This is a genomic window from Leisingera thetidis (assembly GCF_025857195.1).
GTDB classification, from domain to species: Bacteria; Pseudomonadota; Alphaproteobacteria; order Rhodobacterales; family Rhodobacteraceae; genus Leisingera; species Leisingera thetidis.
Genome location: NZ_CP109787.1, coordinates 2863952 through 2883471, shown reverse-complemented (window position 1 = coordinate 2883471; position 19520 = coordinate 2863952). Strand labels below are relative to the sequence as shown.

General features: G+C 66.9%; 15 protein-coding genes. 6 read left to right on the top strand and 9 right to left on the bottom strand.

Going from position 1 to position 19520, the window contains the following annotated elements; translation table 11 throughout:
• Window positions 1-92: 92 nt before the first annotated feature.
• A complete protein-coding gene (locus OKQ63_RS13795) occupies window positions 93-668 on the top strand; it encodes a hypothetical protein (RefSeq protein WP_264210643.1) in 576 nt (191 codons plus the stop codon).
• A gap of 73 nt (window positions 669-741) precedes the next feature.
• Here the strand turns inward: OKQ63_RS13795 and OKQ63_RS13790 are convergent, their stop codons facing one another.
• The 7 genes from OKQ63_RS13790 to xdhA form a co-directional block, all read right to left on the bottom strand.
• Entirely contained in the window at window positions 742-1818 is a 1077-nt protein-coding gene (locus OKQ63_RS13790; RefSeq protein WP_264210642.1) for a BMP family ABC transporter substrate-binding protein, read from the bottom strand.
• A gap of 64 nt (window positions 1819-1882) precedes the next feature.
• Window positions 1883-2803 carry an ABC transporter permease gene (locus OKQ63_RS13785; protein ID WP_264210641.1) on the bottom strand — a complete coding sequence of 307 codons (921 nt, stop codon included), beginning with the start codon at window positions 2801-2803 and terminating at the stop codon, window positions 1883-1885.
• 1 nt (window position 2804) lies between these two features.
• Window positions 2805-3887, bottom strand: a complete 1083-nt coding sequence (locus tag OKQ63_RS13780) for an ABC transporter permease (RefSeq protein WP_264210640.1) — start codon at window positions 3885-3887, stop codon at window positions 2805-2807.
• Between the two features lie 159 nt (window positions 3888-4046).
• Complete coding sequence (locus OKQ63_RS13775) at window positions 4047-5564, bottom strand: ABC transporter ATP-binding protein (protein ID WP_264210639.1); 1518 nt, start codon at window positions 5562-5564, stop codon at window positions 4047-4049.
• A complete protein-coding gene (xdhC, locus tag OKQ63_RS13770) occupies window positions 5561-6496 on the bottom strand; it encodes a xanthine dehydrogenase accessory protein XdhC (RefSeq protein WP_264210638.1) in 936 nt (311 codons plus the stop codon). The genes OKQ63_RS13775 and xdhC overlap by 4 nt, the downstream gene beginning before the upstream one ends.
• Window positions 6486-8891, bottom strand: coding sequence for a xanthine dehydrogenase molybdopterin binding subunit (gene xdhB / locus OKQ63_RS13765; protein ID WP_264210637.1), 2406 nt, complete (start codon window positions 8889-8891; stop codon window positions 6486-6488). The genes xdhC and xdhB overlap by 11 nt, the downstream gene beginning before the upstream one ends.
• Complete coding sequence (gene xdhA / locus OKQ63_RS13760; protein ID WP_264210636.1) at window positions 8888-10339, bottom strand: xanthine dehydrogenase small subunit; 1452 nt, start codon at window positions 10337-10339, stop codon at window positions 8888-8890. The genes xdhB and xdhA overlap by 4 nt, the downstream gene beginning before the upstream one ends.
• Before the next feature lie 359 nt (window positions 10340-10698).
• Here xdhA and dnaE point away from each other — a divergent pair, with 359 nt between their 5' ends.
• Window positions 10699-14211: a DNA polymerase III subunit alpha gene (gene dnaE / locus OKQ63_RS13755; protein ID WP_264210635.1), complete on the top strand. Its 3513-nt coding sequence runs from the start codon at window positions 10699-10701 to the stop codon at window positions 14209-14211.
• A 179-nt stretch (window positions 14212-14390) separates the two neighbouring features.
• Here the strand turns inward: dnaE and OKQ63_RS13750 are convergent, their stop codons facing one another.
• Complete coding sequence (locus OKQ63_RS13750) at window positions 14391-14585, bottom strand: SlyX family protein (RefSeq protein WP_264210634.1); 195 nt, start codon at window positions 14583-14585, stop codon at window positions 14391-14393.
• 270 nt (window positions 14586-14855) lie between these two features.
• On the opposite strand from OKQ63_RS13750, the gene hisS reads away from it, so the two are divergent.
• The 4 genes from hisS (at window position 14856) to OKQ63_RS13730 (ending at window position 18942) form a co-directional block, all read left to right on the top strand.
• Window positions 14856-16355 carry a histidine--tRNA ligase gene (gene hisS / locus OKQ63_RS13745; RefSeq protein ID WP_264210633.1) on the top strand — a complete coding sequence of 500 codons (1500 nt, stop codon included), beginning with the start codon at window positions 14856-14858 and terminating at the stop codon, window positions 16353-16355.
• Between the two features lie 2 nt (window positions 16356-16357).
• Complete coding sequence (locus tag OKQ63_RS13740; RefSeq protein WP_264210632.1) at window positions 16358-17446, top strand: ATP phosphoribosyltransferase regulatory subunit; 1089 nt, start codon at window positions 16358-16360, stop codon at window positions 17444-17446.
• Window positions 17443-18141, top strand: coding sequence for an ATP phosphoribosyltransferase (hisG, locus tag OKQ63_RS13735; RefSeq protein ID WP_264210631.1), 699 nt, complete (start codon window positions 17443-17445; stop codon window positions 18139-18141). Before OKQ63_RS13740 ends, hisG begins: the two co-directional genes overlap by 4 nt.
• 123 nt (window positions 18142-18264) lie before the next feature.
• Window positions 18265-18942: a type 1 glutamine amidotransferase domain-containing protein gene (locus OKQ63_RS13730; protein WP_264210630.1), complete on the top strand. Its 678-nt coding sequence runs from the start codon at window positions 18265-18267 to the stop codon at window positions 18940-18942.
• A gap of 51 nt (window positions 18943-18993) precedes the next feature.
• On the opposite strand, the gene OKQ63_RS13725 is transcribed toward OKQ63_RS13730, so the two are convergent.
• Entirely contained in the window at window positions 18994-19425 is a 432-nt protein-coding gene (locus OKQ63_RS13725) for a DUF1489 family protein (RefSeq protein WP_264210629.1), read from the bottom strand.
• Window positions 19426-19520 lie beyond the last annotated feature (95 nt).

Genomic DNA, 19520 nt, shown 5'->3' with positions numbered 1-19520 from the left:
GCGCCGGAGGGTCTGCGGTGCCGCCGCAAGCATGTCATACTCCGGCCCGAATTCCGTGCGATGGGTTTCTTTTGCGAACTGGAAGGGCCGGAATGAAACTTGCGATGATTTTACCGGCTGCCGCCCTGCTGGCAGCCTGCGCCGCGCCGGAGACGCCGGACTACTGGGCGGCGACCCGCACCGGATTTGGTGCCCAGGCCGGTGCTCACGCTGCGGGCGGCACGGATTACCGGGCGTCCGCGGCGGCGGAACTGGCCCCCGCTGCGGCGATGCGCCCGGGGCTGCACAAGACCCGCACCGGAGCGCCCTGGCTGGTCGCCCATTCGGCCGGCTTCCAGGCCGGCGGCGCGCGGCTGGCAGGCGGCGGCGCCGCCGCGGCGGCATTGGCCTACAAGGCATCGGAGCGCAAGTCGCCCTATGCGGCCAAGACCCATCTGGCAAGTGCAGAGACGCGGTTCCGCATCGTTACCGTGGATGGCAGCAGCTTTGCCGTGCTGTTTGCCATCAGCATGCCTAAGAAGGAGCTGCAGGCCCGCGACAGCGCCGCCCTGCGCGCGCTGACGGCGCATGCGGCGCAGATCTCCGGCTGCGCGGTGACCGGCGCAGCGCTGGCAGAGCGTGACGGCGGGCAGGTCCGCAGACTGGCGGCACCGGTGCGCTGTTCCTGACCGTCCGACCGGCGGCCCCGATGAAAAAGGCCCGCCGGATGGCGGGCCTTTCCGTTTCCGGTGCAGCCGTGGCTTATTGCGGGATGTCGCCTTCGAGGCCTTCGACATAGAAGTTCATGCCCGCCAGGGTGCCGTCATCGGCCGTTTCGCCCTCGGCCAGCCAGGGGGTGCCGTCCTGCTTGTTCAGCGGGCCGGTGAACGGGTGGTACTCGCCCGAGGCAATCGCGTCCTTGATCGCCAGCGCCGCTTCCTTCACCTCGGCCGGGACCGCGTCGGAAATCTCGCCGATGCCCACCATGCCGGCACCGATGCCGTCCCAGGTGTCAACGCTTTCCCAGGTGCCGTCCATCACCGCCTTGGTGCGGGCGATGTAGTAGGGCGCCCAGTCGTCGATGATCGAGGAGACCCGCGGCTTGGGCGCGTATTCCGCCATGTCGGAGGCCTGGCCGAAGGTGTAGACGTTGCCGGCCGCCTGGGCTGCCGCCTGCGGCGCGGTGGAATCGGTGTGCTGCAGGATCACGTCGGCGCCCTGTTCGATCAGCACCTTGGCGGCGTCCGCTTCCTTGGCCGGGTCGAACCAGGTGAAGGCCCAGACGATTTTGAATTCGACGTCGGGGTTCACCTTTTTGGCGTGGATATAGGCCGAGTTGATGCCGCGCACCACTTCCGGGATCGGATAGGAGCCGATGTAGCCGACGATGTTGCTTTCGGTCATGTGGCCCGCAATGGTGCCCTGCACCGCGCGCCCCTCGTAGAAGCGGGCGGAATAGGTCGAGACGTTGTCGGCGCGCTTGTAGCCGGTGGCGTGCTCGAACTTCACGTCCGGGAACTTCTTGGCGACGTTGATGGTCGGATCCATGTAGCCGAAGGAGGTGGTGAAGATCAGGTCGGCGCCCTGCAGCGCCATCTGGGTCATCACCCGCTCGGCATCCGGGCCTTCGGCCACGCTTTCCACGTAGACGGTTTCGACCTGGTCGCCGAATTCGGCTTCGACCGCCTTGCGGCCCTGGTCGTGCTCATAGGTCCAGCCGCCGTCGCCGACGGGGCCGACATAGACAAAGCCCACCTTGGTCTTGTCTTGGGCCCAGGCCGCGCCCGCGGCGAGGCCAAGCGCCACTGCGGCGCTGGTCAGGAGGTTGGTCAGTTTCATCAAAGGGACTCCCCAGTTGGTTTTGATTGGCCCCGGCAGCCGGGGCGGGCAAAAAGCCCCCCGGCTAGCGGGAGGCGTGGAAATTGCGGCCAAGCGAAGCGGGTGCGCTGCTCTTGTCCGCGGAAAGGATAACAAGCACCAGAATGGTAATCAGATACGGCGACATTGCCAGATACTCGACCGGGATGGCAACGCCCGCCGCCTGCAGATTGAGCTGCACCACGGTGACGCCGCCAAAGAGATAGGCCCCGAGCAGGGCGCGCCACGGCTTCCAGCTGGCAAACACCACCAGCGCCAGGGCGATCCAGCCGATGCCGGCGGTCATGCCCTCGGTCCACTGCGGCACCCGGATCAGGCTGATGTAGGCGCCGCCAAGGCCGGCGCAGGCGCCGCCGAACATGATCGCCGCAAGGCGGATGCGGATCACCTTGTACCCCAGCGCATGGGCGGCGTCGTGGTTCTCGCCCACCGCGCGCAGCACCAGACCGATGCGCGAGTACTTCAGCACCCACCAGACCGCGGCGGTCAGGGCAATGCCGAAGTAGAGAATGATGTCATGGCCGAACAGAATCGGGCCGATCACCGGCAGGTCGCTGAGGACGGGGATGTCGATGTCGCCCATCCGCGGCGGCTTAACGCCGACATAGGATTGCCCCATCAGCGCCGACAGCCCCAGCCCGAACAGCGTCAGCGACAGGCCGGAGGCGACCTGGTTGGCCTGGGCAAACTGGGTGAGGATGGCGAACAGCACCGACAGCGCCGCGCCTGCGATGGCGGCGGCGACGAAGCCGAGCAGGGGCGAGCCGCTTTCCACCGCCACGGCAAAGCCCGCGATGGCGCCCACGATCATCATCCCCTCGACGCCGAGGTTCAGCACGCCGGATTTCTCGACCACCAGTTCGCCGATCGCGGCCAGCAGCAGCGGGGTTGCCGCCACCATCAGCGAGGCGATCAGCAGGACCGGGTTGATTGCAGACAGATCCATGTTACGCCACCTCCGGCTTGCCGATTGCGATGCGGAAGTTCGTCAGCAGGTCGAACGCCAGCAGGAAGAACAGCAGCATCCCCTGGAACACCTGGATCGCCGCCGCGGGCAGCTGCAGGTTCGATTGCGCAATGTCGCCGCCAATATAAGTGAGCGCCATCAGCCCGCCTGCCAGCAGGATGCCGACCGGGTGCAGCCGGCCCAGAAAGGCGACGATGATCGCGGTGAAGCCATAGCCCACGTTGAAGTCGATGGAGATCTGGCCGGAGGGGCCGGAGACCTCGAACATGCCGGCCAGCCCGGCCAGCGCGCCGGAGGTGCCGAGGCAGAACAGCACCAGCCGCGCCGGGTTGACGCCGGCAAAGCGCGCCGCCCGCGGTGCCTCGCCGGTCAGCCGGATGTGGTAGCCGGTCATGTGGCGGTTCAGCAGCACATAGGCAAAGATCACCGCGATCAGCGCCGCCACCACGCCCCAGTGCATGCCGGAGCCGGCAATCAGCTCGGCGTTATGGGCGCTGTCCCAGGACTGCAGGTTGCGCGAGCCGGGAAAGCCGAAGCCCTCGGGGTTCTTCAGCAGCCCCAGAGAGACCGAGGCCAGGAACTGCTCGGCGACATAGACCAGCATCAGGGAGACCAGGATCTCGTTGGTGCCGAACCGGGTTTTCAGGATCGCCGGAATCATCGCCCAGACCCAGCCGCCAAACGCGCCGGCAATCACCATGATCGGGAAGATATAGAACGCCTCCAAAGGGTAGAAGGCAAGGCCGGCACCGGCGCCAAAGATGGCGCCCATGATGTACTGGCCCTCGGCGCCGATGTTCCAGATGCCGGCGCGGAAGCCCAGGCTGAGGCCGATGGCAATCAGCACCAGCGGCGCGCCTTTGACCAGCAGCTGCGGCCGGTAGTAGAAGGCGAACTCGCCGAACAGCGGTTCCCAGAAAATGGTGCGGATCGCCTCCACCGGCGGCTTGCCAAGGGCGGCGAACAGCAGCCCGCCAAAAAACATCGTCGCCAGCACCGCCGCCAGCGGCGTCGCCACCGGCCAGGTGCGCGACGGCTGCGGCCTCTTCTCAAGCCGGATCATGAAGCGGCTCCCTGTTTTGCGTTCTTTATTCTGATGCTCTTGCTGGCGGCGTTCCGCCCGGCCTGCAGGCCGGGCTGCGCCCGGCCCGCCCCCCACGGGGCGGGCGCTTTGCTCCCCCCCCGACGGGCCGGACGCTGCCCTTTGCGGACACCGAAACGGTTACACATGCGCCACCTCCATGCCGTGGGCGCCGCCCATCATCAGGCCGATTTCGTCCACCGTCAGACCCATCGCCTCGCGCGGGGCGCTCAGGCGGCCCTCGTTCAAGGCGGCAAAGCTGTCGGAAATTTCCATCAGCTCATCCAGATCCTGGCTGATGCAGATCACCGCGGCGCCCTTGGCGGCCAGATCCAGCAGCGACTGGCGGATGGCGGCGGCGGCGGAGGCATCGACGCCCCAGGTCGGCTGGTTCACCACCAGCACCTCGGGGTCCTGCAGCACCTCGCGGCCGATCACGAACTTCTGCAGGTTGCCGCCCGACAGCGACCGCGCCGCGTTGCCGGGGCCGGGGGTGCGCACGTCAAAGGCCTTGATGATGCGTTCGGCAAAATCGCGGGTCTTGCCCCAGTCGAGAAAGCCGTTCTTCTCCAGCCCCTCGCGCACCGAGCCGGTGAGCATGGCGTTTTCGGTCAGGCTCATGTCCGGCGCGGCGGCATGGCCGAGGCGTTCCTCCGGTGCCGCCAGCACGCCGAGGCGGCGGCGGGCGGTGGGGCCGAGGCGGCCGATGGGGTCGCCGTGCAGCTTGACCGCGTCCGGGTCTGTCAGGGTTTCCCCCGACAGGACGCCCAGCAGCTCATCCTGGCCATTGCCGGCCACGCCGCCAATGCCGAGAATCTCGCCCTTGCGCACTTTCATGTGCACGTTTTTCAGCGCGGTGCCGAACGCCGAGGGGGCGGGAACCGACAGGCCGGTGATGTCCATCGCAACATCGCCGAACTCGCGGGTTCCGCGCTGCGGCGTCTGCAGGGTGCTGCCGACCATCATCTCCGCCATGTCGCGGGCCGAGGTTTCCGAGGGCGTGCATTCGCCGACGTTCTTGCCCAGGCGCAGGATGGTGGCGTGGTCGCACAGCGTGCGGATCTCCTCCAGCTTGTGCGAGATATAAAGGATCGAGGTGCCTTCGGACTGCAGCTTCTGCAGGGTCTTGAACAGGATATCCACCTCCTGCGGGGTGAGCACCGAGGTCGGCTCGTCCATGATCAGGAGTTTCGGGTCCTGCAGCAGGCAGCGGATGATCTCGACGCGCTGGCGCTCGCCTGCGGAGAGGTCACCGACGGTGCGGAACGGGTCCAGCGGCAGCCCGTAGGTTTCCGACACTTCGCGGATGCGGGCGGCGAGGTCGCGCATCTCCGGCGGGTTTTCCATCCCGAGCGCGATGTTCTCGGCCACGTTCAGCGCGTCAAACAGCGAAAAATGCTGGAACACCATGGCGATGCCGTCGGCGCGGGCGGCACGCGGCTCGGCCGGCGCAAAGGGGGCGCCGCGCAACAGCATCCGGCCGCTGTCGGGCTTCACCAGGCCATAGATCATCTTGACCAGCGTCGACTTCCCGGCGCCGTTTTCGCCAAGCAGGGCGTGCACTTCGCCCTCGCCGATGTCAAAGGAAACGGTGTCATTGGCCACAACCCCGGGGTAGGCCTTGGTCAGGCCCTGCAGGCTCAACAGTGGTACACTCACGCGCGCCGGTCCTCTCTCTGTTCGTCTTCTTTTCCGTGCCGCAGCAGCTGCGCCGCCACGCCGACCGCAATCATCTGCGGATGTTTTCCAAGGTCCGGATCGCCGATCGGGCAGGTGATCCGTGCAATAGCCCCGGGGGCGTGCCCCAGGGCGGCAAGGCGCGAGCGGAACCGCGCCCATTTGGTTTTGGAGCCGATCAGCCCGGCAAAGGCGAACCCATGGCTCAACAGCGCGTGGCATAGCGCCAGATCCAGCGCATGGGAATAGGTGAGCACCAAATGCGCAGCGTTTTCAGGCGCATGGCGCACAAGCAGCGCAGGATCTGCGGCCGGAACCGCAGTCACGCCGGCGGGGATTTCCGCCGGGAACCGCTCGGCGCCGGTGTCCGCCCAGGTGATCTGCAGATCCGGCAGCGGCGAGAGCACATCAACCAGCGCCCGGCCGACATGGCCCGCGCCCCAGATCCAGAGCGCGGTCTGCGGCTCATGCACCGGTTCGATCATCCAGCCGTCCACCAGCTGCGGGTCCGGCGCCAGGCCCTGGCTGCGGGCGGTGGCGAGAATGCGTTTCACCGCCATCGGCACCGGCGCCGGGCTGGCCGGGCGGGCGATGACTCCGCCCGCAAGGGCCGCCATATCCGCCGCTTCATAAATTTCGCTGAGCAGCGTCACCGCGCCGCCGCAGCACTGGCCCAGGTCCGGCCCCAGCGCATGGGTGCTGAACCGCTTGGGGATCAGCTGCGCACGGGCCGCCTGCGCAGCCTCGTATTCCAGGGTGCCGCCGCCGATGGTGCCGGACTGGCCGGTCTGCCAGACCAGCATGGCGGTGCCGGTGTCGCGCGGCGAGGAGCCGCGGACGGCGGCAATCACCACCCGTGCCACGCGGCCATGCTCGGCGACCGCCCGGCGCAGTTCCCCGATGTCAAATCCCATCGCGCACCCTCCGGATTGCGCGCCAGACCTCTTCTGCGGTGGCCGGCGCGTTCAGCGCCGGATAGGCATCGCCAAAGGCGGCGACCGCATCGCTTAAGGCCAGCCAGGCGGAGATGCCGAGCATGAAGGGCGGCTCGCCCACCGCCTTGGAGCGGTAGATGGTGTCCTCGCGGTTCTGGCCGTCAAAGAGCGTGACGTTGAACACGTCCGGCCGGTCGGAGCAGGCGGGGATCTTGTAGGTCGAAGGCGCATGGGTGCGCAGGCGCCCGGCATCGTCCCAGACCAGTTCCTCGGTGGTGAGCCACCCTGCGCCCTGCACATAGCCGCCCTCGATCTGGCCGATGTCCAGCGCCGGGTTCAGCGAGGCGCCGGCGTCATGCAGGATGTCGCAGCGCAGGATGCGGTTCTCGCCGGTGAGGGCATCCACCGCCACTTCGGTTACCGCGGCGCCATAGGCAAAGTAATAGAACGGGCGGCCGCGGCCCTTGATCCGGTCCCATTCCACTTTTGGCGTCTTGTAGAACCCGGTGGCCGACAGGCTGACGCGGCCCTGGTAACAGCTCATCGCCGCCTGTTCGAAGGTCATCTCATGCTGGCCGATGTGCACCTGGCCGTTTTCAAACACCACATCGCCGGGGCTGGCCTGATGCTGCAGCGCCAGATGCTCGGCCATGCGGTCGCGGATGGTGTCGCAGGCGGCCTTGACCGCCATGCCGTTGAGGTCGGACCCGGAAGAGGCCGCCGTGGCCGAGGTGTTCGGCACTTTGGCGGTGTCGCTGGCGGTGATCTTCACCTTGTCCAGCGGGATGCCGAACCGGCTGGCGGCAACCTGCGCCACCTTCTGGAACAGCCCCTGGCCCATCTCGGTGCCGCCGTGGTTCAGATGCACCGAGCCGTCCTGATAGACATGCACCAGAGCGCCCGCCTGATTGAGATGCGTCAGCGTGAAGGAAATGCCGAATTTCACCGGCGAGAAGGCGATGCCCTTCTTGATGTGCTCGTTGCCGCGGTTCCATTGGCGGACCGCCGCGCGGCGCTGGGCGTAGTCTGCGCTTTGCACCAGCTGGCCGGTCATTTCGTGCAGGATGAAATCCTCGACCGGCATGTGGTAGGGGGTGGTCTGTGCGCCCGCGGGCGGCGCCGGCGGTGCGGCGGGCGGCGGCGGCGCCCCGCGCGAGGCGAGGTCGGCGTTGCCATCGGCGGGCAGGCTGTGCTGGTCGCGGGGTTTGCCGGGGGCTGCATCCGGGGTCCGCATCGGCGCGTAGTAATTCAGGCGGCGCAGCTCCAGCGGATCGCGGCCCAGATCATGCGCGATATGGTCCATTACCCGCTCGATCCCCACCATCCCCTGCGGGCCGCCAAAGCCGCGGTAGGCGGTGGCGCTTTGCAGGTTGGTGCGCAGCCGGTGGCTTTCGATGCGGATATTGGGGATCAGATAGGCGTTGTCGGCATGCAGCATCGCCCGGTCGGCCACCGGCAGCGACAGGTCCTGCGCCCAGCCGCAATCGGCCAGATGCAGGAACTCGACGCCCTGCAGGCGCCCGTCCTCGTCGAACCCCGCACGGTAGCTGATGCGGAAGGCGTGGCGCTTGCCGGTGATCACCATGTCGTCGTCGCGGTCATAGCGCATCTTGCACGCGCGTCCGGTCAGCCGCGCGGCGACGGCGCAGGCCACCGCCAGCGCATTGCCCTGGCTTTCCTTGCCGCCAAAGCCGCCGCCCATGCGCCGGGTCTCGACGCGCACGGCATTCATCGGCAGGCCGATGGCCTCGGCCACCTTGTGCTGGATCTCGGTCGGGTGCTGGGTGGAGGAATGCACGAGCATGCCGCCATCCTCCTGCGGCAGGGCCATCGCGGCCTGGCCTTCGAGATAGAAATGCTCCTGGCCGCCGAGTTCGAAGGTGCCCTCGACCAGGCGCGGAGCGGCAGCGATGGCGGCGGCGGCGTCGCCTTTCTGATAGATGCGCGGGCCTTCCTCGAACCGGCTGTCTGCGGCCAGCGCCGCGTCCAGGGTCAGCAGGGCGGGTTCCTCGGCGTACGTCACATGGCCCTTGCGGGCGGCGATGCGGGCGTTGCGGTGGGTGTCGGCCACCACCAGGAACACCGGCTGGCCGACGTAGTTGACAGTGCCGGCCGCCAGCAGCGGCTCGTCATGGATCGACGGGGAGACGTCATTGGAGAACGGCAGCCCCTTGGCGGTCATCACCGCCGCCACGCCGGGGCTGTGCTGCACCTCGCTGAGGGACATGCCGGTGATGTGGCCGCGGGCGATGGGCGAGAGGCCGAAGGCCAGATGCAGCGTGCCGCGCGGCGCGGGGATGTCATCGACATAGCGCGCGGCGCCGGTCACATGCAGCCAGGCGGAATCATGGGGGAGGGGTTTGGCGACGCTCATGGCCTCACCTCCAGCACCGAGACCGCCGCGCCATTCTGTTCGGCGAAATACCGGGTCAGCATGTTGCGGGCGGCCTCCAGCCGGTAGGCGGCGGAGGCACGCATGTCGCTCATCGGGGTGAAGTCCTGGTCGAAAGCGGCCGCGGCGGTCTGGATCGTGGCCTGATCCCAGGGCTGGCCGGTGAGGGCGGCTTCGACGCGGGCGGCGCGTTTCGGGATGCCCGCCATGCCGCCAAAGGCGATGCGGGCGGCGGTGATGGTGCCGTCCGCCACGGTGACGTTGAAGGCGCCCAGAACCGCGGAGATGTCCTGATCGAAGCGTTTGGAGAGCTTGTAGACCTTCAGGGCATCGGGCTGGCGCGGGAAGCTGACGGCTTCGACAAACTCGCCCGGCTGGCGGTCCTGTTTGCCGTAGTCGAGGAAGAACGCCTCCAGCGGCAGTTCGCGGCGGGTCCCGCCCTTGCGCAGGTGCAGGGTGGCGCCGAGGGCAATCAGCGCGGGCGGGGTGTCGCCGATCGGCGAGCCGTTGGCGATATTGCCGCCGACGGTGGCGGCGGCGCGCACCTGCTGGGAGGCAAAGCGGCGCAGCATTTCGGCGAACGACGGGTGCAGCGGTTGCATCGCTGTGCGCAAGGCGTTCAGGTCCGCCATGGCGCCGATGCGGACGGTGCTGTCCGTGACGTCTATGTCCTTCAGGTCGGCGCAGCCGTCGAGGAAGATCATCTGCGGCAGGCGGCGGAGCTGCTTGGTGACCCAGAGGCCAACGTCGGTGGCGCCGGCCACGAGGGTGGCATCCGGGCGGGCTGCATAAAGTTCGGCCAGTTCGTCAGAGGAGGCGGGCAAGAGCGGGGGCGCTGCCTCGGGTTTGTTAGGAGGGGGCGCTGCCGCGGGTTTGTTTGGAGGGGGCGCTGCCCCCCGGCCTGCGGCCTCCCCCCGGGATATTTCCGGCCAGATGAAGGATCCTTCCTGGCTGATCCAGTCGGGGACCGGGGCGGCCCTGGCGGCCTCGGCGGCGCGGATGATCGGGGCGTAGCCGGTGCAGCGGCAGAGGTTGCCGGCCAGCTGGTCGTCATAATCCGTGGCGCCATTGGCGTGGGCGGTGACCATCGACATGATGAAGCCGGGGGTGCAGAAGCCGCATTGGCTGCCGTGGTGGTCCACCATCGCCTGCTGGACGGGATGCAGGCGGCCGTCCGGACCGGCGGCGCCCTCGACGGTGCGCACCGATTTGCCCTGCAGCTGCGGCAGGAACAGGATGCAGGCGTTCAAGGCTCTGGATCCGCGTGAATCGGTCACCATCACGGTGCAGGCGCCGCAATCGCCTTCGTTGCAGCCTTCCTTGGTGCCGGTGAGCCCCTTTTCTTCGCGCAGCCAGTCCAGCAGCGTTACCGAAGGGTCCGCCTCCGTGATGTGAACCGCTTCACCGTTCAGACGAAAGGTGAGTGCCATCTTTCCGAGACCCGCCGCGTTACCCCGTTGACCCGATGTGCCTTCCTTCGATGCGGCGTAGAAGGAAAGGCGGGCTGTTTTTTGCTTGCTGGTACCAGCCTAGGGAGCATCCCCTTGTCAAAGCAAGGAAAACCGCCGCCGCACTGCAGTATTTTATGCGCAAGAATGTTGCGGCGGCCGTGGGTATGGCGTTCATATTGTTATGATTTATCTGCACCTTTCAAAGCACCCGGCGCTCTGCCGGAGAAAGAGTTTCAACAAAACGGATAAAATGCAGGCCTCACCATGACGGTTTTTAAGGGTGATGGGGGCGCAGTTCCCCCTTTCACCGCGTCGCGGCAATAAGATAGCGTGGCGGCATGACAAGCTCTCCCCGATTCATCCACCTGCGCACCCACACCGAATATTCCCTGTTGGAAGGGGCCTTGCGGCTGAAAAAGCTGCCGGACCTGTGCCGGAAAAACGGCATGCCCGCGATTGCGGTCACCGATACCAATAACCTGTTTTCGGCGCTGGAATTTTCCGTGTCGGCCAGCGGTGCGGGGGTGCAGCCGATAATTGGCTGCCAGGTGGATCTGCGGTTCACGGAACCGGCGCCGGGCGAGCGGCCCAAGCCGCCGGCGCCGCTGGTGCTGCTGGCCCAGAACGAGGCGGGATACGAGCATCTGATGAAGCTGAACTCCTGCCTGTATCTGCGGCAGGGCGGCGAGCTGCCGCATGTGACGCTGGAGGAGCTCGCGGCGCATTCCGACGGCGTGATCTGCCTGAGCGGCGGGCCGGACGGGCCGGTCGGGCGGCTCTTGCAGCAGGGGCAGCGGCCGGCGGCGGAAGAGCTGATGCGGCGGCTGAAGACGATTTTCCCGGACCGGCTGTATGTGGAGCTGCAGCGCCACCCGGGCGAGCACGGCCAGCCGGAGGCGGAACAGCAGACCGAGCGCGGCCATGTGGAGATGGCCTATGCGATGGAGCTGCCGCTGGTGGCCACCAATGACGTCTATTTCCCCAATACGGAGATGTACGAGGCGCATGACGCGATGATCTGCATCGCCGAGGGCGCCTATGTCGACCAGGCGGAGCCGCGCCGGCGGCTGACCGCGCAGCATTACTTCAAGAGCCAGGAGGAAATGGCGGCGCTGTTTGCCGACCTGCCGGAGGCGATTGAAAATACGGTGGAAATCGCCAGGCGCTGTGCCTTCATGGCGTACCGGCGTGACCCGATCTTGCCGAAATTCGCCGATGACGAGGTGGCCGAACTGCGCCGCATCGCCAACGAGGGCCTGCAGAAGCGCCTGGCGGTGATCCCGCATGCGGTGAGCGTCGAGGACTACCAGGCGCGGCTCGATTTCGAGCTGGGCATCATCGAGGGGATGGGGTTCCCCGGCTACTTCCTGATCGTTGCGGACTTTATCCAATGGGCCAAGGACCACGACATCCCGGTGGGGCCGGGGCGGGGGTCCGGCGCGGGCTCGCTGGTGGCCTATGCGCTGACAATTACCGACCTTGACCCGCTGCGGTATTCACTGCTGTTCGAACGCTTCCTCAACCCGGAACGGGTGTCGATGCCGGACTTTGACATCGACTTCTGCATGGACCGCCGCGAGGAGGTGATCAAATACGTGCAGGAGAAATACGGCCGCGACAAGGTCGGGCAGATCATCACCTTCGGCGCGCTCCTGTCCAAGGCGGCGGTGCGCGACATGGGGCGGGTCCTGCAGATGCCCTATGGCCAGGTGGACCGGCTGTCCAAGCTGATCCCGGTCGAGGGCGTGAAGCCGATGTCGATCGTCGATGCGCTGAAGGAAGAGCCGCGGCTGCGCGAGGAGGCCCAGAACGAGCCGGTGGTGGACCGGCTGCTGACCTACGGCCAGCAGGTCGAGGGGCTCTTGCGCTCGGCCGGCACCCACGCGGCGGGGGTGGTGATCGGCGATAGGCCGCTGGACGCGCTGGTGCCGCTCTACCGCGATCCGCGCTCCGACATGCCGGCCACCCAGTTCAACATGAAATGGGTGGAGCAGGCCGGGCTGGTGAAGTTCGACTTCCTCGGGCTGAAGACCCTGACGGTGATCCAGAACGCGATGGACCTGATCTTCCAGTCCGGGCGCGACCTGCATATCGCCGCGGACGGCAGCCAGCTTTATGATCCGCCGGAAGGCGCCGAGAACCAGATCAACGCCATTCCGCTGGACGACAAGGTTACCTACGACCTTTATTCCCGGGCCAAGACGGTGGCGGTGTTCCAGGTGGAATCCACCGGCATGATGGATGCGCTGAAGCGCATGAAGCCCACTTGCATCGAGGACATCGTGGCGCTGGTGGCGCTGTACCGCCCGGGGCCGATGGAAAACATTCCGGTCTATTGCGAGGTGAAGAACGGCCAGCGCGAGATCACATCGGTTCACCCGCTGATCGACCATATCCTGGAAGAGACCCAGGGCATCATCGTCTATCAGGAACAGGTGATGCAGATCGCCCAGGTGATGGCGAATTACACCCTTGGCGGCGCCGACCTTTTGCGCCGGGCGATGGGCAAGAAGATCAAGGAGGCGATGGACGCCGAACGCCCGAAGTTCGAAAAGGGCGCAGCGGAGAACGGGGTTCCGGCCAAGAAAGCCTCCGAGGTCTTCGACCTGCTGGAGAAATTCGCCAACTACGGCTTCAACAAGTCGCACGCGGCGGCCTATGCGGTGGTCAGCTATCAGACCGGCTGGCTCAAGGCGAACCACCCGGTGGAGTTCATGGCCGGCGTCATGAACTGCGATATCCATCTGACCGACAAGCTGGCGGTCTACTTCGAGGAAGTGAAGAAGGGGTTGGGGCTGAAATACGTGCCGCCCTGCATCAACCGCTCGCTGGCGACCTTCAACGTGGTGAACGGTGAGCTGGTCTATGCGCTGGGCGCGCTGAAGAACGTCGGTGTCGACGTGATGCGGCTGGTCGCTGAGGCGCGCAAGGAGGGGGACTACGAGAAGCCCTTTGTCAACGTCTTCGACTTTGCCCGCCGGGTGAACCTGAAGAAAGTCGGCAAGCGGCCCCTGGAGATGCTGGCGCGGGCGGGGGCCTTTGACCAGCTGGACAGCAACCGCCGCCGGGTGTTCGAGAGCCTTGGCGCGCTGGTCGACTACTCGGCCGCGGTGCATGACCAGCGCAATTCCAGCCAGGTGTCGCTGTTCGGCGAGGCCGGCGAGGATCTGCCCGAGCCGCGGCTGCCGAACGTGCCGGACTGGCTGCCGGCCGAGCGTCTGTCTGAGGAATTCAAGGCGATCGGCTTTTACCTGTCGGGGCATCCGCTGGACGATTACATGCCGGCGCTGAAGCGCAAGGACGTGATGACGCTGGACGAGGTGACCGCCAAGGCCGAGCGCGGCGCCTGCATTGCCAAGATGGCGGGTGTGGTGGCCGGGCGGCAGGAGCGCAAGTCGGCGCGCGGCAACCGCTTTGCCTTTGCCCAGCTGTCGGACCCTTCGGGCGCCTTTGAGGTCACGCTGTTCTCGGAAGTGCTGGAGAAGTCCCGTGAATTCCTGGAGACCGGCTCCAAGGTGGTGATCACCGCCGAGGCGACGATGGAGAGCGATCAGCTGAAGCTGCTGGTGCGCTCGGTCGGGCCGGTGGATTCGGCGATTGCCGATGCCGGGCGCAGTTCCCTGCGGGTTTATCTGAACGATGCGGCGGCCGTCGGCACCGTGGCGCAGGTGCTGGAGGACGCCAAGGCGGCGGCCCGCAATGCGGCACGCGGCGAGGTCTATATGTACCTGCAGGATCCCGGCCTGCCCGGCGATGTGGAGATGGACCTGGGCCAGCCGTTCCCGATCAACCCGCAGATCAAGGGCGCGCTGAAGTCGCTGGACGGGGTGATGGACGTGGAGGAGATCTGAGGGCGGCTGGCGGCTCTCCCCCGGACCCGGGCAAACTGCCGCGCACAGCTGCCGAAGCGCCAGCCGACGGGCCGCCGGAGGCCCGTTCGCGGGGCGCGCGCCGGGGCAGAGGCGGCAGATTTTTCAGAAAAATCTGGCCAAGAATTTTTGGAAAATTCTTGTTGCGCCCGTAACCGGCCTCAGTAATGCGGCGGGCGTTCGTCGCCGAAGACCACGCCGCCGGTGCCGTCCTGCTCGCGAGTGGCTTCGCGCTGCATCAGCATGGCAACGCGGCGGGTCAGCACGTCGATCTCCTGCTGCTGGCGGGCGATCACGTCGCTCATCTCATCCACGCTGCGGGTCAGATGGGCGATTTGCTCTTCCAGATGCTGCATGGTTCGGGGCCTTTGATTGCGGATGCGCTTAAATAGGTGCGTTGGCGGACAAGGTCCATGGTTTCCCGGCAAAAAACGAGGGCCGCGCCTGCCTGGGCGGGCGCATCGCGCCTCCGGGGGGCAGGCAGGCGCGGCCCGGCCTGGCGGCCGGGCGGAAGGCTGGTTTTTCCGCTGCTGCGTCACCGCGCGCCGAGGCTCCTTCTTGCCGCCACGGCTTGCATCCGTTAGACCGCCACGCGAGTGAAACCGCTACCCGTGAGGAGGCCAAACATGGCCAAAGTGAAGAAACAGCCCCGCCCCAAGGCGCAGACGCCCAAGGGGTTCCGTGACTATTTCGGTGCGGAGGTGACCCAGCGCAGCGAGATGCTGCGGGCCATCGCGGGCGTGTATCATCATTACGGGTTCGAGGCGCTGGAAAGCTCGGCGGTGGAAACCGTTGAAGCGCTGGGCAAATTCCTGCCCGACGTGGACCGCCCGAACGAGGGCGTGTTTGCCTGGCAGGAAACCGAGGACGACGGCAGTTCAAATTCCGGGGGCGACTGGATGGCGCTGCGTTATGACCTGACGGCGCCCTTGGCGCGGGTCTATGCCCAGCACCGCAACGACCTGCCGACGCCCTACCGCCGCTATGCGATGGGGCCGGTCTGGCGCAACGAGAAGCCGGGGCCGGGCCGCTTCCGCCAGTTCTACCAGTGCGATGCGGATACCGTGGGCACCGCCTCGATGGCCGCCGATGCCGAGATCTGCGCGATGCTGTCGGACACGCTGGAGACCGTCGGCATTCCGCGCGGCGACTACCTGGTGCGGGTCAACAACCGCAAGGTTCTGAACGGCGTGCTGGAGGCCATGGGCCTGGGCGACGGCGACACCAAGCGCGATGACGTGCTGCGCACCATCGACAAGTTCGACAAGGTGGGCGAGGCCGGCGTACGCGAGCTCTTGACCAAGGGGCGGCTGGATGCTTCCGGCGCCTTCATCGAGGGGGTTGGCCTGTCGGATGATCAGGCCGCACCCGTGCTGGCGTTCCTGACTTCCAAGGCAGCGGAGGCTGCCGGGACCATCGCCAACCTGCGCGCCGCGGTCGGTGACAGTGCGGTGGGCCAGGACGGCATCGCCGAGCTGGAGCAGATCGGCGAGCTGCTGGCCGCGGGCGGCTATGGCAAGGACCGGATCGAGATCGACCCCTCGGTGGTGCGCGGCCTCGGCTATTACACCGGGCCGGTGTTCGAGGCAGAGCTGACATTCGAGATCCTGGACGAGAAGGGGCGCAAACGGCAGTTCGGCTCGGTCGCGGGCGGCGGGCGCTATGACGGGCTGGTGAAGCGTTTCACCGGGCAGGAAGTGCCTGCGGTGGGTGTTTCCATCGGCGTCGACCGGCTGCTGGCGGCGCTGCATGCCAAGGGGCGGCTGACGGCGGAGGCCACTGGTCCCGTGGTCGTCACCGTGATGGACCGCGACCGGATGGCGGATTACCAGGCGATGGTGGCGGAGCTGCGCAATGCGGGCATCCGGGCCGAGGTCTACCTGGGCAATCCCAAGAACTTCGGCAACCAGCTGAAGTATGCGGACAAGCGCAATTCTCCGGTCGCGGTGATCGAAGGCGGCGACGAGAAGGCCAATGGCGTGGTGCAGATCAAGGACCTGATCCTGGGCGCCAGGATCGCCGAGAACGCCACATTGGAAGAGTGGAAGGAACGCCCCAGCCAGTTCGAGGTGCCGCGCGCGGAACTGGTCGCCAAGGTGCGTGAAATCCTCGACGGGCAGGGCTGATCATGGCGGTACGTTCGCAAATTCAGGCCCGCGCCGCGATGCTGCGGGTCCGCTTCGAGGCTGCCGGCGCGCAGGTGGTGGACACGCCGCTGCTGCAGCCCGCCGATACGCTGCTGGATCTTTACGGCGAGGACATCCGGGCGCGCGCCTATATGACCTCGGACGCCTTGCGCGGCGAGCAGATGCTGCGCCCGGATTTCACCGTGCCGGTGGTCGAGGCGCATATGCGCCACGGGGCGGAGCCTGCGCGCTATACCTATTCGGGCGAGGTGTTCCGCCGCCAGGAGCATTTCCCGGACCGGCCCAATGAGTATCTGCAGGTCGGCTACGAGGTGTTCGAGCGCAACGATGCGGCGGCGGCGGATGCCGAGGTGTTTGCGCTGTTTGCGCTGCAGGTGCGCGGGCTGCCTTTGCGGGCGGCAACCGGCGACATCGGCATCCTGATGGCCGCGGTCGAGGGGCTGAACACCACGGAGAAGCGCAAGGCGGCGCTGATGCGCCACATCTGGCGGCCGCGCCGGTTCCGCTCTCTGCTGGACCGCTTTGCGGGCCGGACCCCGATGCCGGAAAGCCGCAAGAAGCTGCTGTCGACCGAGGGCGATCTGACCGGCTCGGCAATGGAGCTGGGCAAGCGCCGCGCGGCAGAGGTGCAGGCGCGGGTGGATGCCTTGCGCGAGGATGCCAAGGCGCCGCCGGTTGCCGAGCATGAGCTGCTGGCGCTGGAGGCGCTGATGGCGGTGCGCGAAACCGTGCCTTATGCCATTGAACAGATGCGCGACATTGCGGTGGACCTGCCGCAGATCATTCCGGCGCTGGACCGGCTGGATGCGCGCACCGCGGCGATGAAGGCGCGCGGCGTGGATGTGGACAACCTCGATTTCGAGGCCTCCTACGGGCGCACCTCGATGGAGTATTACGACGGGTTCGTCTTCGGCTTCTATGCCGAGGCGCGCCCCGATCTGCCGCCGGTCGCCAGCGGCGGGCGCTATGACGCGCTGACCCGGCGGCTGGGGCAGGGCGAGGAAATCCCGGCGGTCGGCGGCGTGCTGCGCCCCGACCTGATGCTGCAGCTTGAGGAGACCCGCAAATGACCCTGAAGCTGGGCGTGCCGTCCAAGGGGCGGCTGATGGAAAAGACCTTTGACTGGTTTGCCAAGTGCGGCGTGACGCTGTCGCGCACCGGCTCCGACCGGGAATATGCCGGCGCGGTCGAGGGCGTGTCGAACATGGAGCTGGTGCTGCTGTCGGCGGGGGAGATCCCGCGCGAGCTGGCGGCGGGGCGGATCCATCTGGGCGTCACCGGCACCGATCTGGTGCAGGAGAAGCTGCCGCGCTTCGAGCAGCAGGTGGAGGAGCTGGCGGAGCTGGGCTTCGGCCATGCCGACCTGGTGCTGGCGGTGCCGCAGTTCTGGATCGACGTGGACACGCTGGACGACCTCGATGCGGCGGCCGCGGCGTTTCGCGCGCACCACGGCCACCGGCTGCGGATCGCCACCAAGTACCACCGGCTGGTGCGCGAGTTCCTGACCGATGCGGGGGTGGCGGATTACCAGCTGGTCGACAGCCAGGGCGCCACCGAAGGCACGGTGAAGAACGAGACCGCCGAGATGGTCGCCGACATCACCTCGACCGGGGAGACCCTGCGCGCCAACCACCTGAAGCTGCTGGCGGACGGGCTGGTGCTGAAGTCCCAGGCGACCCTGTGGCGCAGCCGGGTGGCGAAATACGGCCCGCATGAAAAGGCGGCGCTGAACACGCTGCTGGACCTGCTGGAACACCGCAAGTAGGCGCCGGACCGCCGGTTTGCGGCGCATGGCGGCTCCGGACGGCCTTTCGCAGGGCGTCCGGGTTTCAATCCTGTCGATCCGCCATAGGTGGGGTGGGGTACACTCCGGCCGAAAGGACAGGTTATGAAAATTCTGATGGTTCTGACATCGCACGATCAGCTCGGGGACACCGGGGAGAAGACCGGGTTCTGGCTGGAGGAGTTTGCCGCGCCCTATTATGTGCTGCGCGATGCCGGTGCAGCCATGACCCTGGCCTCGCCCAAGGGCGGCCAGCCGCCGCTGGACCCGAAGTCGGACGCGGAAGATGCCCGGACCGGGGCCACCCGGCGGTTCAAGCAGGATGACGCGGCGCAGCAGGCGCTGGCCAATACGCTGAAACTGTCCAGCGTCGACGCAGGCCAGTTTGATGCCGTGTTCTATCCCGGCGGCCACGGACCGATGTGGGATCTGGCCGGCAGCGCGGACAGCCGCAAGCTGATCGAGGATTTCGCAGCCGCGGGCAAGCCGGTCGGCGCTGTCTGCCATGCGCCAGCGGTGTTCCGCGATGTGCGGGACAAGAACGGCGCGCCGTTCGTGAAGGGGCGGCGGGTGACCGGCTTCAGCAACAGCGAGGAAGAGGCGGTCGGCCTGACCGGCGTGGTACCCTTTCTGCTGGAGGACATGTTGAAGGAGAAGGGCGGCGATTTCCGCCGCGGCGATGACTGGGGGCCGCATGTGGAAGTGGACGGCACCCTGGTGACCGGCCAGAATCCGGCCTCCTCGGAGGAGGCGGCGAAAGAGCTGCTGGCGCTGCTGACGTGATTGCTGCGGGGCGGGCGGGGCGCCGCCTGTCCCGTCAGCCGCGGCCGGGTTTCAGATCACACCGATTTCGGCCAGCGCCTGCGACAGTTCCAGCGGCAGCGGCTCTTCTTTATTCTTGCCTGCGGGCAGGTCGGCGGGCGACTCGTCAGTCTTGAGATACCGCCAGCCCTGGAACGGGCGTTTCGGCGCGGTGTGGGTGCGGTGCAGCTCCGGGTCCAGCACGATGGCGCAGCGGCGGATGCCGTCTTCGCCCGTCACTTCGTCCAGCCGCAGGATGCGCTGGCGGCATTGGATCAGCCCCTTGATCACCCAGTAGATCGAGCCGCCGTTGAGAATTTCGGCCTCGCGCTTGGGCCACATGCGGGTGACGTGGCGGGGCAGGCTCTCGGGCAGTTCCCGGCGGCGCATCTCCTGCCAGGCTATCAGGCTTTCGACGCTTTCGGTGCCGACCGACAGCTTCACCAGATTCACGCGCTTATCCACAGGTTCCCCACAGAGTCGTCCAGAGTTTCAACTTTATATTGTAGCTCAAGGGCTGCCGGGGGCAAGGTCTTGTGTCTTGAAGGGTGCGCGTGCCG

What these genes read in the sequence shown, in the direction of transcription:
- OKQ63_RS13795 (WP_264210643.1), top strand. Translation starts at nt 93, where the DNA reads ATGAAACTTGCGATGATTTTACCGGCTGCCGCCCTGCTGGCAGCCTGC.
- xdhA (WP_264210636.1), bottom strand. Translation starts at nt 10,339, where the DNA reads ATGGCACTCACCTTTCGTCTGAACGGTGAAGCGGTTCACATCACGGAG.
- OKQ63_RS13790 (WP_264210642.1), bottom strand. Translation starts at nt 1,818, where the DNA reads ATGAAACTGACCAACCTCCTGACCAGCGCCGCAGTGGCGCTTGGCCTC.
- OKQ63_RS13785 (WP_264210641.1), bottom strand. Translation starts at nt 2,803, where the DNA reads ATGGATCTGTCTGCAATCAACCCGGTCCTGCTGATCGCCTCGCTGATG.
- xdhC (WP_264210638.1), bottom strand. Translation starts at nt 6,496, where the DNA reads ATGGGATTTGACATCGGGGAACTGCGCCGGGCGGTCGCCGAGCATGGC.
- dnaE (WP_264210635.1), top strand. Translation starts at nt 10,699, where the DNA reads ATGACAAGCTCTCCCCGATTCATCCACCTGCGCACCCACACCGAATAT.
- xdhB (WP_264210637.1), bottom strand. Translation starts at nt 8,891, where the DNA reads ATGAGCGTCGCCAAACCCCTCCCCCATGATTCCGCCTGGCTGCATGTG.
- OKQ63_RS13730 (WP_264210630.1), top strand. Translation starts at nt 18,265, where the DNA reads ATGAAAATTCTGATGGTTCTGACATCGCACGATCAGCTCGGGGACACC.
- hisG (WP_264210631.1), top strand. Translation starts at nt 17,443, where the DNA reads ATGACCCTGAAGCTGGGCGTGCCGTCCAAGGGGCGGCTGATGGAAAAG.
- hisS (WP_264210633.1), top strand. Translation starts at nt 14,856, where the DNA reads ATGGCCAAAGTGAAGAAACAGCCCCGCCCCAAGGCGCAGACGCCCAAG.
- OKQ63_RS13750 (WP_264210634.1), bottom strand. Translation starts at nt 14,585, where the DNA reads ATGCAGCATCTGGAAGAGCAAATCGCCCATCTGACCCGCAGCGTGGAT.
- OKQ63_RS13740 (WP_264210632.1), top strand. Translation starts at nt 16,358, where the DNA reads ATGGCGGTACGTTCGCAAATTCAGGCCCGCGCCGCGATGCTGCGGGTC.
- OKQ63_RS13780 (WP_264210640.1), bottom strand. Translation starts at nt 3,887, where the DNA reads ATGATCCGGCTTGAGAAGAGGCCGCAGCCGTCGCGCACCTGGCCGGTG.